The following is a 13,801-nucleotide window of genomic DNA, read 5'->3' as shown; positions in this document are numbered from 1 at the left end:
CCACCGGGCGGAAAAGGTCTATTTCCAGGCTTTCACAATCAGGCCAGTGCCAGAATCATGTTTGCCGTTAGCGTCGAACCAGTTCAGAATCAGGCAGAATGGGAACGTAACCAGGTAGTAAAACGGCAACAGCAGAAAGAATAGCTTGGATTTGCCCAGCATCAAAATGGGGTATTTCATGCTCAAACGCCACGATACCTGGCCCGGCTCCCCGTAGCTGTAGCGCGCCTCAATGCGTTCAAAACCGGCGGTGCGCAGCTTCTGCTGAATCTCGTGAATGTTGTAACCGTCGCGCACGTGTTCCTCAATAAAGGAGGTTTCGCCGTCGGCGTGCACATCGGAGCCACCTTGGTCTGAAGGGGTAGAGATGAGCAGCATACCGCCATCTTTAAGGGAGGCGTGAATGTTGCGAAACACTTCCACATCTTCCAGAATGTGCTCCATTACGTCCACGGATAGGGCCAGGTCAAAGGAGTTGGGTTGCTGGTACAGTACTAAATCCTGAACGGCGAACTGGGCATTGGTGCGCCCGATTTGCCGGAAGAACTGGTTGGAGTCGGCTACCTGCTCATCTTTCACATCCACGGCCAAAATCTGCCACTTGCGGCTCAGGCCCGACATCCAGTAGGTGTACTGCCCGTAGCCGGAGCCAGCATCCAGAATGTTCAGGCTTTCGTCGGTGCGGCCCTTGGACCACTGGCGCAACTCCCGGTGCACGTGCCAGGTGCGCAGCAGCAGCAAATCGAGCAGGTGATAGAAGAGGCGGCGCAGCAGCGGCGTACGGTTGAAGACTTCGCCAAGCGACTTCTTAATCGGGTCGTAGTACAAGGGGAAAAGGTGAAGTTGAGAAGTTGAGAAGTTGTGAGGCTGAAGAAAGGGAAGAGCATTTCTGCAACTCACCATTCCACAACTTCACAAATTCGCCGTTTACTCATCGTCGTCGGCGAAGAGCTTGGGGCGTTTCGGGCTGCTGCCTTCGGTGTCGGAACCGGGCGTTTCGTTATCGGCTGGGGCGGGCGGAATGTGCAGGTCGCCGAATACCTTGTCCATGTGGGCGGCGTAGGAAGCCGAGTCATCGACGAAGAACACGAGGTCGGGCACGATGCGCAACTGCTGGCGCACGCGCTTGGCCAGGGCCTGCCGGATTACTTTCACGTTATCCTCGACCAGGGTCTGCTGCTGCTCCGCGCTGGCGGTATTGGAGGCAATGAGTAAGCTCAGGTACACGCGGGCTATTCCCAAGTCGGGTGATACGCGCACCAAGTTGATGCCCGGCGGCAAACCCGGAAACAGGTGCGGCAGGTCGCGCTGAAATACGGCGGCTAACTCCTGTTGGAGCAAGCTGGCTACTTTTTGCTGTCGTTTACTTTCCATAAGAATCGGCAAAGATACCGGTTGAGGGTGATTAAGTCAGTAGGTAATTGGTGATGAGGGCGGAAGGAGCTGAAAATAGTTAGCCAGGCTAGCACCGCGGCAGTACTGTGAGCTTAAGGCAGGTAGAAGCCACGTTACTGACGCAACGCCGGGCCCGTGCCTAGCGCGACGCCGGATGCCGTACTTTTACTTTTCGCTTCGGTTTTCTCCGCCTACGTCTCAGGTCTTACTTCCTTGCTGCAATTCTTTAAAAGCTCCCTGCCCACCCGCCTGTTCGCCTTGCTGCTGCTGCTGCTGGCGCTCCGGCTGCCGTTGCTGTGGCTGGGCATTGCCCTTACCCCCGTGGAGCTGCGGGCCCTGCTGGTGGGCGAGCGGCTGCACGAAGGCGCCCTGCTCTACCGCGACTTATACGATAGCACCGCGCCTTTGTCGGCAGCGTTGTTTGGGGCGCTTGATTTTGTTGGGAGCCGGCCGGTGTGGCTCTACCGCATTCTGGCCCTGTTGCTGCTGGCGTTCCAGGCCCTGCGCTTCAACTTCGTGCTGAACCGGGCCGATGTGCACCCCGAGCGCGGCTACGTGGGGGCCCTCACCTACCTGCTCATCGGCAGCCTGACCACCGACCTGGACACCATGTCGCCGCTGCTGCTGGGCCACTCCTTTCTGATTGCTGCCCTGAGCGCCCTGCTGCCTACCTCCCGGGAAGGGTACGATAACCGCCGCCTGTTTCGGGCTGGCTTTCTGGTGGGCGTGGGGGCGCTGTGCTACCTGCCGCTGGCGCTGTTTCTGCTGGTAGGCTTGTTTGCCGTCATCGTGTTTGCGGCCAATTCCTTCCGTAGTTTTCTGCTGCTGGTGTGCGGCTTCCTGTTTCCGTACGCGGTAGCCACCACCTTTTTCCTCTACACGGAATCCTTGCCCGATTTTGCCCAGTTTCATTTGCAGCCTACCCTGCAGGGGCGGGTGCACGAAACCGACGGGCTCCCGCTCTGGGTGCTGCTGCGCCTGCTGGTGCTGCCGGGGCTGCTGGTGCTGTTGGGCATCGGGCGCAGCTTCACTACTTCCCTGGGCCTGGTGTTTCAGGTGAAATTCCTGCAGCTAATGCTGGTGTGGCTGGTGGTGGCGGTGGCTATTGCGGCAGTGGGCCGGGGCATGGCTACTGGCACGCTGGTGCTGCTGCTGCCGCCACTCACGTACTTCAGCTTGTTTCTCTGGCAGAAAGCCCAGCGACGCTGGCTGCCGGAGCTGCTGCTGCTGCTGGTAATTGGGGTCGTGGTGGTGGTGCGGTACCGGGCCGTGCTGCACCTGGAGCAAATTGTGCAGATTCCGGCCGAGAGCCGCTACGCCGTGCAGCCCAATCCGCGCTACGACTTCCTGCGGGGTCAGCGCCTGCTCGTGCTCGGCCCCGACCAACGGCCCTACCTGCATAACCGCTTGGCGACGCCCTACCTCGACTGGGGGCTGGCCCAGGTTGACTTCGGGCACCTGCGCGAATACGACGCCGTATTCCGGCTGGCGCACAACTTCCACGCCGCCCCGCCTCAATATCTCATCGACCAAGCCGGGCTGCTGCCGGAGCTGCAATACAAAGTGCCCGGCATCTTCAGCCACTACCAGCCCACCAACACCCCCGGCGTCTACCGCCTGCAGCGGTGAGATGGTGATTGAGTGAAGTAGGACATTATCATGGCGAGGGTACCGACACCATCTGTTTTATCCAGGGTACTACCCCTTCTACTGTGACAAGCCCTTGACATCCGTGCTGACGTCAAGGGCTTGTCTCGTTTCTAGGCTATTCACAGAAGAGAGGAAGGATAGCGTCGTCGTGCCTCCTCGCCATGACCTGCACTCATTCACCAACTCACAACCTTACCCTCTCACAAGTTGATTTTATCAACGCGGGTTTGGTGGCGGCCGCCTTCAAAGGCGGTGTTCAAGAATTGGCTGACGATGGCGCGGGCGGTTTCTGCGTCGACGAAGCGGGCCGGGACGCACAGCACATTGGCGTTGTTGTGCTGGCGGATGAGGCTGGCTACCTCCGGCTCCCAGGCCAAGCCGGCCCGGATGCCTTGGTGCTTGTTGGCCGTGATGCAGACGCCGTTAGCCGAGCCGCAGAGCAAAATGCCCTGCTCAAACTCGCCACGCTCCACGGCCGACGCTAGGGGATGCACATAGTCGGGGTAGTCTACGGAGTCAGCGGAATGCGTGCCGAAGTCCTGGACCTCGTAGCCGTTGTCGCGCAGCCATTGCAGCAGCATTTGCTTCTGCTCGAAGCCGGCGTGGTCGGAGCCGATGGCAATTTTCATATACTATCAGGGAAAGAGTGGAAATGAACAGGGCGCCGGTACCCAACCGGCTTAAACGAAACATGTGCTGATGCAGCCATTTTCAGAGCACATCAGCACATGGTAGCCACTAGCTTATGATGGGTTACGCTACCCCGTGATTTTCGGCTAACTGGGCATTGAGGGCCGCCGTACGGCCCCGGCTTACAACGCGGGCAATGTTGATGCTCAGCTCGTAAAGCAGAATGATGGGAATGGTTACAATAATCTGGGCCGACACATCGGGAGGCGTAATGACGGCCGCAATTACCAGGATGACCACGATGGCATGCTTGCGGTACACCCGCATGATTTCGGGCGTAATCAGCCCGGCCTTGGCCAGGAAGAACACAATCATGGGCAGCTCGAACACGAAGGCGCAGGAAAGCGACATGGTTGTGAGCGTACTGATGTAGCTCTGCATGTCCATCTGGTTTTCAATGGTAGGGTCTACCACGTAGTTGGCCAAGAACTGGATGCTCATGGGCGCGGCAATGTAGTAGCCGAACAGCAGCCCGATAGCAAATAGCACCGACACAAAAAACACGGCGCCCTGGGAGTTTTGCCGCTCGTGCGGATACAGGCCCGGCTTGATAAAACGCCACAGCTCCCAGAACAGGTAGGGAAAGCCCAGCACCAACCCCACGATAAAAGAGGTGCTGATGTGCATGGTCAGCTGCCCGCTCATTTCGCGGTTCTGAATCACGAAGCCAATTTTATCGATGCACAAGCTGGGCGCGTGCAGCCACTCGCCGGCCCGGCAAAACATCCGGTAGGTCCAGAAGTCGGCGCGGGAAGGCCCCAGAATCAGGTCGTGAAACAGGAAGTCTTTGGAGAAGAAAGCCACCAAAGCAAAAAGCACCACCGCAATAGCCGCCCGGATAATGTGCCAGCGTAGGGCTTCCAGGTGGTCGATAAAAGACATTTCCTGCTGGTCGCCCAGCGCGGGTTGAGTTGGATCCACTGAGTGAAATGGTGAATAGTGAAGTGGCGAAATGGTGAGTAAACCAGCCGGCTCGGAACAAGCGGCAAGAAACAAACGAAAAAACGGGGCAAGAAGATGGGTTCAGCCTGATTTCCCGGACCGAACCCACCACCTCACTATTTCACCATTTCACCGCTAAGCGAAAAGCGGATACTGCTGCATCCACTCGTTGATTTCGCCGCGCACCCGGGCCAGGCGGGCATCGTCGGCGTTGTGGGTCAGCACCTCATCAATGAACCCCACGATGCGGGCCATGTCGGTTTCCTTGAGGCCACGGGTAGTTACGGCGGCCGAGCCGATGCGCATGCCGCTGGTCACGAAGGGCGACTTGTCATCGAAGGGCACCATGTTCTTGTTGATGGTGATGTCGGCCTTGATAAGAGTGTTTTCGGCCAGTTTGCCGGTCAGGCCCTTGCTGCGCAGATCAATGAGCATCAGGTGGTTATCGGTGCCGCCGGAAATAATTTGGTAGCCGCGCTCCACGAAAGCGCCGGCCAGGGCCTGGGCGTTCTTGATAACCTGGTGGGTGTAGTCAGTGTAGGCGTCGCTCAGGGCCTCGCCGAACGCTACCGCCTTCGCCCCGATAACGTGCTCCAAGGGGCCGCCCTGGGTGCCGGGGAATACGGCGCTGTCGAGCAGGCTGCTCATCATCCGGATTTCGCCCTTGGGCGTTTTCAAGCCGAAGGGGTTCTCGAAGTCCTTGCCCAGCAAAATCAGGCCGCCGCGGGGGCCGCGCAGGGTTTTGTGGGTCGTCGTCGTTACGATGTGGCAGTAATCGAAGGGGTTATTCAGCAAGCCCTTGGCAATCAGGCCGGAAGGATGCGAAATATCGGCCAGCAGCAGGGCGCCTACCTCGTCGGCGGCTTCGCGCAGGGCCTGGTAGTTCCAGTCGCGGGAGTAGGCTGAGGCCCCGCAAATGATGAGCTTAGGCTGCTCCCGGCGGGCGGTTTCCTTTACCTTGTCCCAGTCAATGAGGCCAGTTTCGCGCTCCACCCCGTAGAAGGTAGGCTGGTAGAGCTTGCCCGAAAAGTTCACCGGCGAGCCGTGGGTCAGGTGGCCGCCGTGGCTCAGGTCGAAGCCCAGAATTTTGTCGCCGGGGTTGAGCACGGCCAGCATCACGGCCGCGTTGGCCTGGGCCCCCGAGTGGGGCTGCACGTTCACCCACTCTACCCCGAACAGCTCCTTGGCCCGGTCGATGGCCAGCTGCTCAATCTGATCCACGATTTCGCAGCCGCCGTAGTAGCGCTTGCCGGGCAGGCCCTCGGCGTATTTGTTGGTGAGAATGGAGCCCTGAGCCCGCATCACGTGCTCCGACACATAGTTCTCGGAGGCAATGAGTTCAAGACCGTGGGTTTGGCGCTCTTTCTCCTTCTGAATCAGGTCGAAGACGGCGGTATCGAGGGCGAGGGTGGGGGCTTGCGTTTCCATGGCTTCAAAGGTAAGCGTAAAACCTGATGAGGTAATGAGGTTGCCGAGCAGGGTAGCCTAGGCCCTTGGCTGCTCGGGGTGAAACGACCGGCCAGTAAGTACAAAATTTAGGCATGTGATGGTGAGGTAGTCGGCTCATAACGTGTGCAGTAACTGCAATTTTGGGCGTGCGCTTACGGCCCACGGCGCAAACAGAACGCCCCGGCTATGTGCCCTAACGGCAGGCGTAGGTGCGCAGTAAGCGTTGCAGGCTCGGTAGGCTGGAAAAAAGGGCGTTGTTCTTCCCTGCAAAACCCACCTACATTGCCATTGTCCTACTGCCCCGGAGTCACTGTCAACTCTGGGTAGTGGCGCCTGGCGCCCGGACCCTCTCCCGCTCCTGTTCTGCTCTTACACACCTGCTTGCCTCCTACCCTTTCAACGGGTAGTCGGGACCGGTGTGCTTGTTTCTCTCTTCCCACCACAACCATTTCATCTATGAAAAAGCGTACTCTCTATTCCCTCATTCTCCTCTGGCTGAGTGCCTTACTGCCCTGCGGGGCCTGGGCCCAGGGTAGTATTCCGTTTACCATTGCCAACAACTCACCCTTCCCCGACACGGACCTGTACGTGGCCATTGTGGGCATTGATGGGGCCGGCAACCACGTCTGGATAAATGCCGCCAACAGCCAGGTGCTCCCCATGAGCTCCTCCTACAATACCGTAACGGGCCCGACCTACAACGGCAACACCGGGCCCGGCAGCAACTCCAAGTACGCGGCCTGTTTTACCCGGCTGAGCAGCATTCCGAACAAGACCTTTACCCTGCCCTACATTGCGGGGTGCCGGGTGTTTATCTCGCGGGGGCAGCAGCTCTACCTGTACTTCTTTGGCTCGTCGGGGGCGCCCTCGGGCTACGCGGCCCCTAACCCCCTGAACCCGAATGATCCGAACCGGGACATCATGTACGAGTTTGTGGAGCTGACCAACAACCAGTACGGGTTCTTCGGCAATACTACCCGCGTGGATGCTTTCCGCTACCCCATGGGCCTAGAGCTGTTCGGGGCGGGCGGCTACCAGAAGCGCACCGGGGAACTGAAAACGGCCGCCGACATTGTGGCCGCCTACAAAGCCAACGTACCCGCTGAGTTTCAGGGCACGGTGAACAACGCCACCGGCGAAATCACCTTCCCAGCCAAAACGGCCGCCTTTGCCGATGGCACCAACGGCACTACCCCCGGCCCCTACGGCAACTACTTCAAGAGCTATATCGACGCCATCTGGAACAAGTACAAGACCACGGACCTGATTTTCTACGCCGGCAACGCGGGCGTGTTCAAGGGCCGCGTGGACGCCAACGACCGGCTGACGGTAGTGGGCCAGTCGGGTGCTTTTGCGGGCCGCACGGGCATTATCAACGGCCGCCCCACCACCCAAATGGCCTTTGAGGGCAAAGGCTTGCTCGACAACCGCGTCGGCGACGGGGACTGTGACCTAGTAGTGCAAGCCCAAATGACGGCCGCCATTAACCGCCACGTAGTGGACGTAACCACTGCCGCTCCCGGCCAGCAGAACTGGTACGATGCCAGCAAATACTACCAGGCCGCCCCGGCCAACTACTACGCCCGCTTCTGGCACCTGCCTGGCATCAGCGTGGATAACCTCAGCTACGGCTTTGCTTACGACGACGTGAACGACCAATCGGCGACCTTGCACACGCCCCAGCCCACCAAGGTTGTTGCCACCTTCGGCGGTTACGCCGGCACCACAACCACGCCACCACCCGCTACCGGCGTGGCTACCGTGTACAAGGACTGCAACTACACGGGCACGGCCGTGGCCCTGCCCGCCGGCAACTATAACCTAGCCGCGCTGCAAAGCCGGGGCATCCTCAATGATGACGTGTCTTCCCTGAGGGTAAATGCTGGCTACGAGGTAGTACTATATGAAAACGACAACTTCACGGGCGGCACCCTCACGGTGGGTAGCGCCGGCAACGCCTGCCTGGTAAACAACCCCCTGGGAACCAGCAACTGGAACGACAAGACCACCTCCTTGCGGGTGCGCGCCACTACCACTTCTACCTTTAGCGTACTGCTGCAGGCCGAAGCTGCTAACGTGAACAGCGGCATGACGGTAGAAACCACCACCGATACCGGCGGCGGACAAAACATGGGCTTCGTAGATGCCAATGACTACCTGGTATTCAACGCCATCAACTTCCCAACCACCGGTACCTATACCATTGAGTACCGGGTAGCCAGCCCCAGCGGCGGTACCGTGTCGTCAGACTTAAATGCCGGTGCTATTCAGCTGGGCAACACCACCATTCCGGCCACCGGCGGCTGGCAGAACTGGACGACCGTATCGAGAACCGTAACGGTGAATGCCGGCACCTACAACTTCGGCGTATTCGCCCAGACCGGCGGTTGGAACATTAACTGGATTCGGATTACGCGGGCCACGGCAGCCCGCCCCGCGACTATAACCGCGGCAGCGCCCGAAGCCGCTACGGCCGGCACCCAGCTCTACCCCAACCCGGTAGTAAACCGCCTGCGCCTAAGTGGCGGCAATCTAAGCCTGGCTGGCAGTCAGTACCGCATCGTAGACATGCAGGGCCGCACTGTAGCTACCGGCGCCTTCGATGAGGGAACGGCCGAGATTAGCGCCCTGCGGGCAGGCATGTACCTGCTGGTGGTGCGCACGAAAGACCAACAGACAATTACCCACCGCTTCGCGAAGTAAGGGGGCTTTGCGCTTCGGTACAGAAGGCTACCCGTGTGGGTAGCCTTCTTTTTTTCCGGGAAAGGGGTACCCACCGGCAGCCTCACTAGCAGCCAGAAAACTCAGCTATTACGGGCCGAGGGTAAGTGCTCCGGCAGATCGGCCTGCCCACGCTACTCCCTACCGAGTTGAATTGGTCCGGTCATTTTGTCGTAGTGCTTGCGCCGTGTGGCTACTTACGTGTTACTTGCCGAATGAACTCGCCCCAACAGCTTGCCGAAGTCCTGACCAGTCTGCGGATTGGTAATCAGTCGTACCTGATTACCTTCTATGAGCAGAACCGCGACTTATTCGCCCGCTGGGCTCGGCGGCAGCACCAATTGGCACCCGCCGCGGCCCATGAGTTGCTGCGCGCGGTGCTAGTTACCTTCTACGACCAGGTATCCGATGGGCGCCTGACCAAGCTACCCCCGGATGTGCGGGCCTACGTGTACGGACTGGCCGACGAGAAAATCCGCTCGGCCCATACCACTGAAATTCTGCCCAAAAACGAGGCCAGCCGGCGCCAACAACTATTGGCGCTGTTTCAGCAGCTCGGCCTCGACTGTCAGAAAATGCTGATGTACTTCTACTTCCGGGGCTACAACTTCGAGAAGGTGGCCGGTAAGATGGGCTTTGCAAACGCCAACGTGGCCCGCCTGCAGAAAGCCGCCTGCCTGCGCAAGCTCTACGAGCTGCGGGTGCGGGCCGAAGCGGCGGGTGCGTAGCCGCGGGCTGCCTGCTTCTGCGTAGCTTAGCCCCCGATTCGCCAACTTTGTTTTTCTGCTGACGCGCCGGCGGTTGTCTCTGGTGCGTTTGCTTCCCGGTTTTACTTTCTCATGACGCCGCCTGCCTTCGACCTGCGCCCTTACCTGGAAGAGCTGGAACGCTTCGCCGATGGCCAGATGACGCCCCCTGAACAGGCCGCCTTTGAAAAGCGCCTTGAGCAGGACCCAGACTTGTACCGGGCCTACCAGGCCTACGAGCAGTTGGCGGCCGACTTGCGCTGGGTGGCCGGCCACGAAACCCTGCACCAGCGCCTGCTAGCCCTCGACCGCCGCCTGGACCAGCGCCAGGATGCCCTAACCCGCATCCGGCGGCGCCAGCGCAAAACCCAGCAGCAGTGGGGAGCCGTTGTAGTGATGGGCGTAGTGGCTTTACTGGCCTTGTGGCTGGTGCTACGGCCCAGCGCCCCTTCAGCCGAAGCATCCTGGGCCCGCTACTACGTGCCCGAAGCCGGCCTGCCCGACGACGTAGTAAACGAGAGCCGCCGCCCCTTGCTGGCCGAGGCCATGCGCCAGTACCGCGACGGGCGCTACACGGATGCGTTGCACGCCCTGCGACGGGTGCCTACCAGCAGCCTGGGCCAAGATACCCTGCTTTACTACAGCGGCATTATGCTGCTAAGCCAGGAAGGAACAGAGGAAATCCGGGCGGCCCAGCCCTTCCTGCGGCGCGTGGCCATGCAGTCTGGCTCCCAATTAGCCGGCCGGGCCCGCTACCACTTGGGCATGGCGTACTGGCGCAACCAACAAATTACCGCCGCCCGCAACACCCTGCGCGCCGTCGCTAACGATACCCGCAACCCCTACCAAGATGCCGCCCGCCAGCTACTGCGCTCCGCAGCGCTGCCGCAGGAGTGAAGTGAGTGAGCGAAGCAAGGCTAGAATACTCGTATAAAAACCATCTGTCATCCCAAGCAACGCGAAGGACCTTGTCACGCCTGAACGAGTCGTTGTTACGAAGTCGTGCTGACGTGATAAGGTCCTTGGCGCTGCTTGGGATGATAGATGATTTTTAAGCTTATCAACTACTAAATCACCCAATCACCCCACTTCACTGCCTCACCTTACTCCAATGGGGTAGTCGGGCTCGATGTTGGGTTGCAGGTGTAGCTTGTTGGCGTCTAGGTCCAGCGCGGCCAGGTGGTGTAGCTCCGGGTTGTGGCGGTACACGCAGCCGGTATCGAGGCCGATGGCTCCGGCGCGCTGCTGAACCCGTTGCTCTACCTCAGTGGTAGGGGTAGGAACGTGGCCGTGCACCAGGCGGCGGCTCCCAGTACGGGAGGCATCGAACACAAACTCCTTGATGTTGAGCATGGTGTGCCAGTCCTGGCGCATCTGGGCGGGCGGCAAGTGGAAGTTGAAACCCGCATGCACCAGAATAAAGCCCGGAATTTCAAACTGGTACGGCAAGTCGTTGATCCAGCGTAGGTAGCGCTCCGGAATATCCTCGGGTTGCTCCACCCCGAAGCTGCGCAGGGTCAGCTCCCGGTCGGCCACGGAGCCCCAGGTTAGCGTCACTTGGCCTTGGGCCGCGTGCAGCAAGTCTTGGTCGTGGTTGCCGCGCAGGCACACCACCCGGTAGCCCCGCTCCGGCAGCTGCATGAGGTAGTCCAGCACGCCCCGGCTATTGGGGCCTTTGTTTCCGTAGTCGCCCAGCACATACAGCTCATCCTGAGGGCGGAGTTTGAGCTTCTCTTCTACTAAGTGCTGGAAGGACAGGAGGCAGCCGTGTAAATCGGTCGTGACGTAGCGGGCCATAACAATGGGGTAGCAACTGATTGATCGACAAATAAAAAGCACCTGCCCGAGGCAGGTGCTTTTCTTAAAGAAATAGGTTTGGCTACGCGTAAGGCGGCTTGCCTAAATCGGGTTTCTCCAGGTTGCGGTTGGGGTGGCGCTGGGGCGCATCCTGCGCTTCTTGCTCCAGTTGATCTTCTACCTGGTCATCCCGGTCGTTTACGGGTAGGTTGCCGGCGCCTTTGGGCTGCTCGGTTTGGGTAGGGCTGCCCGAGGGGCGCTTCGACTGCTGGTTGGTGTTATTGCTTTTGTACGGCATGGCGTTCGAAATTCAAGTTTGCTTTCGGAAAAGGTAGAGCGGAACATTCGAGAGCCGGGCTGGGCCCGGGCCTGCGCTACTGCACAATGGCCGTATCGGAGGCGTTGGGGTCGGTAAGGTCGGCGTTGGTACCTTGGCGGGCCAGCTCGTCGTTGTTGGGCTGGCGCTGCTCCATTTGGCCCATGCCCACGCGGGAGTTGGGGTTGCGCATTTCGTCGCGGCCAGGACGGTCATCATCGGCATCCAGCTCGTCTACGGGGCGGCGGGGCTGCAAGTCCGGGTCCCGGTCGTCAGGCATGTCGTTGTTTGGTTGGTCTCGGCGGCCTTCTTCGTTGCTCAGAAAGGTCTCCTGCCCAATGCGCTGGTTATCGTCGGCATTTTCATTCACAGAAACGGCCGTGATGCCGCCGCTGCTGTCAGTGCCGTAGCCCTGGGGGCCGCCCATCCGGTCGCCGAAGCCGCCGCGGGCTTCTTCGTTCTTGGGCGGGTTAGCTCCCGGAATGATGTGGCCAGCAGCCAGTTCCTCTTCGGTGGTATCGTCGTTGATGACGCGGATGGGGCGGTCGTTCGGGTCAATTGCCATGGTAAGGGTAGGTAGTGGGTTGGCAGAGAGTATAAGGCATTGTACTAGGGTTGATGCGTTTGGGTTTAGGTTTCGGCCCAGGCAGCAGGTGGCTTGTGCATCAACCAAGCATGTGAACCCTTCAAGGGCGCAATTAGTCAGCAGGCGCTTTTCCCGCTGAGTTCCCGCTGACTTCCTCCGTATTTACCCTCATCTTACTAGGGTATAAATACGGGTTTATATTGGATTTACCTCAGGGTGGCAACCTTGAACATAGAGGTCAGTACTACTTGAGGCCGCTGCCCGGCGCCTTTCCAGCCCACCCCTAACCTGGAAAAGCGCGGGGTAGCGGCCGCCACATCCCACCTGAACCTTAACGCAGGATTCCTATGCTAGCAATGGACTACCGGGGCCCGAAACGGGTCCGCGCCACTGAAAAACCAATGCCCGAAATCAAGCATCCCCAGGATGCTATTGTCCGGGTTACCCGCTCTTGCATTTGCGGTTCTGATTTGCACCTATACAACGGCAACGTACCGGACACGCGGGTTGGGTCGACCTTCGGGCACGAATTCACGGGTATCGTGGAGGAAGTGGGCCCCGATGTAACCAAGATTAAAGTGGGTGACCATGTGTTGGTGCCCTTCAACGTAGCCTGCGGCGAGTGTCACTTCTGCAAGCAAGGCATGTTTGGCAACTGCCATGAGTCGAACACCCAGGCCAGCGCCGTGGGCGGCATCTTTGGCTACTCCCACACGGCCGGCGGCTACAATGGCGGCCAGGCCGAATACGCCCGCGTACCCTATGCCAATGTGGGCCCCACGGTAATTCCGGAAGGCATGGACCCCGATGATGCTGTACTGCTCACGGACGTAGTGCCCACTGGCTACCAAGCTGCCGAAATGGCTGGTATTCAGCCCGGTGATACGGTAGTGGTGTTTGGGGCCGGACCGGTTGGCATTATGGCCGCGCGCTGCTGCTGGCTCTTTGGCGCGGGCCGGGTCATCATCATCGACAAAGAAGATTACCGCCTGGAGTTTGCCAAGAACTACGCTAACTGCGAGGCGTACAACTTCGAAAAGGACATGGACGACCCGGTGGTATTCATCAAGAAAGCCACGGACTTCATGGGGGCCGACTGCGTGATTGATGCCGTAGGCGCTGAGGCGGCCGGCAACGCCATGCAGACCATCACGGGTCGTAAGCTGCTGCTGCAGGCGGGCTCCGCCACGGCCCTGCACTGGGCAATAAACTCGGTGAAAAAAGGCGGCGTAATCTCCATTGTGGGTGTGTATGGCCCAACGGATAACCTGGTGCCCATTGGCAACGTGCTCAACAAAGGCCTTACCATTCGGGCCAACCAGGCCTCGGTGAAGCGCCTGCTTCCCCGCCTGATTGAGCACGTGCAGAATGGCGTCATTAAGCCCAAGGAGCTCATTACGCACCGCATTCCGCTGGAAGAAGTAGCCGATGGCTACCGCATGTTCTCCGCCAAGCTGGACAACTGCATCAAGCCGCTGCTGGTTTTCCCCTCCGCTAACATCTAACGCC

The 13,801-nt window shown here is 59.6% G+C and carries 13 protein-coding genes; 5 read left to right on the top strand and 8 right to left on the bottom strand.

The features are described 5' to 3' along the window. Positions 1-18: 18 nt before the first annotated feature. Together MWH26_RS17865 and MWH26_RS17860 are read right to left on the bottom strand one after the other, a co-directional pair. Positions 19-828, bottom strand: coding sequence for a class I SAM-dependent methyltransferase (locus MWH26_RS17865; RefSeq protein WP_247975343.1), 810 nt, complete (start codon positions 826-828; stop codon positions 19-21). Positions 829-927: 99 nt separating this feature from the next. Next, positions 928-1,374 carry a ribosome-binding factor A gene (locus MWH26_RS17860; protein WP_247975342.1) on the bottom strand — a complete coding sequence of 149 codons (447 nt, stop codon included), beginning with the start codon at positions 1,372-1,374 and terminating at the stop codon, positions 928-930. Positions 1,375-1,608: 234 nt separating this feature from the next. Here MWH26_RS17860 and MWH26_RS17855 point away from each other — a divergent pair, with 234 nt between their 5' ends. Then, positions 1,609-3,024 carry a hypothetical protein gene (locus tag MWH26_RS17855; RefSeq protein WP_247975341.1) on the top strand — a complete coding sequence of 472 codons (1,416 nt, stop codon included), beginning with the start codon at positions 1,609-1,611 and terminating at the stop codon, positions 3,022-3,024. A gap of 221 nt (positions 3,025-3,245) precedes the next feature. Here MWH26_RS17855 and rpiB read toward each other — a convergent pair whose 3' ends face one another. The 3 genes from rpiB to glyA form a co-directional block, all read right to left on the bottom strand. Next, positions 3,246-3,674 (bottom strand): ribose 5-phosphate isomerase B, encoded by a 429-nt coding sequence (gene rpiB / locus MWH26_RS17850; protein ID WP_247975340.1) that lies wholly within the window; start codon positions 3,672-3,674, stop codon positions 3,246-3,248. Between the two features lie 124 nt (positions 3,675-3,798). Then, entirely contained in the window at positions 3,799-4,656 is an 858-nt protein-coding gene (gene tatC, locus MWH26_RS17845; protein WP_311136872.1) for a twin-arginine translocase subunit TatC, read from the bottom strand. Between the two features lie 156 nt (positions 4,657-4,812). Beyond that, positions 4,813-6,105 (bottom strand): serine hydroxymethyltransferase, encoded by a 1,293-nt coding sequence (gene glyA / locus MWH26_RS17840; RefSeq protein WP_247975339.1) that lies wholly within the window; start codon positions 6,103-6,105, stop codon positions 4,813-4,815. Positions 6,106-6,582: 477 nt separating this feature from the next. Here glyA and MWH26_RS17835 point away from each other — a divergent pair, with 477 nt between their 5' ends. From MWH26_RS17835 to MWH26_RS17825, 3 genes are all read left to right on the top strand, one after another. Continuing rightward, the gene (locus tag MWH26_RS17835; protein ID WP_247975338.1) at positions 6,583-8,829 is read left to right on the top strand and encodes a beta-1,3-glucanase family protein; all 2,247 of its coding nucleotides are present in this window, start codon (positions 6,583-6,585) and stop codon (positions 8,827-8,829) included. A gap of 233 nt (positions 8,830-9,062) precedes the next feature. Then, positions 9,063-9,575: a hypothetical protein gene (locus tag MWH26_RS17830; RefSeq protein ID WP_244694237.1), complete on the top strand. Its 513-nt coding sequence runs from the start codon at positions 9,063-9,065 to the stop codon at positions 9,573-9,575. 111 nt (positions 9,576-9,686) lie between these two features. Beyond that, complete coding sequence (locus MWH26_RS17825; RefSeq protein WP_247975337.1) at positions 9,687-10,490, top strand: hypothetical protein; 804 nt, start codon at positions 9,687-9,689, stop codon at positions 10,488-10,490. Positions 10,491-10,691: 201 nt separating this feature from the next. Here MWH26_RS17825 and MWH26_RS17820 read toward each other — a convergent pair whose 3' ends face one another. The 3 genes from MWH26_RS17820 to MWH26_RS17810 all read right to left on the bottom strand — a co-directional run bounded on the left by MWH26_RS17820 (position 10,692) and on the right by MWH26_RS17810 (position 12,271). Beyond that, entirely contained in the window at positions 10,692-11,390 is a 699-nt protein-coding gene (locus tag MWH26_RS17820; RefSeq protein ID WP_247975336.1) for a metallophosphoesterase, read from the bottom strand. Between the two features lie 82 nt (positions 11,391-11,472). Continuing rightward, positions 11,473-11,688: a hypothetical protein gene (locus tag MWH26_RS17815; protein ID WP_247975335.1), complete on the bottom strand. Its 216-nt coding sequence runs from the start codon at positions 11,686-11,688 to the stop codon at positions 11,473-11,475. Positions 11,689-11,764: 76 nt separating this feature from the next. Continuing rightward, the gene (locus MWH26_RS17810; protein ID WP_247975334.1) at positions 11,765-12,271 is read right to left on the bottom strand and encodes a hypothetical protein; all 507 of its coding nucleotides are present in this window, start codon (positions 12,269-12,271) and stop codon (positions 11,765-11,767) included. A 368-nt stretch (positions 12,272-12,639) separates the two neighbouring features. Between MWH26_RS17810 and MWH26_RS17805 the strand changes: the two genes are divergently transcribed. After that, positions 12,640-13,797: a zinc-dependent alcohol dehydrogenase gene (locus MWH26_RS17805; protein WP_244694231.1), complete on the top strand. Its 1,158-nt coding sequence runs from the start codon at positions 12,640-12,642 to the stop codon at positions 13,795-13,797. Positions 13,798-13,801: the final 4 nt, after the last annotated feature.

It is taken from the genome of Hymenobacter sublimis (assembly GCF_023101345.1).
In the GTDB taxonomy this organism is placed as follows: Bacteria; Bacteroidota; Bacteroidia; order Cytophagales; family Hymenobacteraceae; genus Hymenobacter; species Hymenobacter sublimis.
The sequence above is the reverse complement of the archived record's forward strand: the minus strand, read 5'-3'. Positions and strand labels throughout refer to the sequence as shown.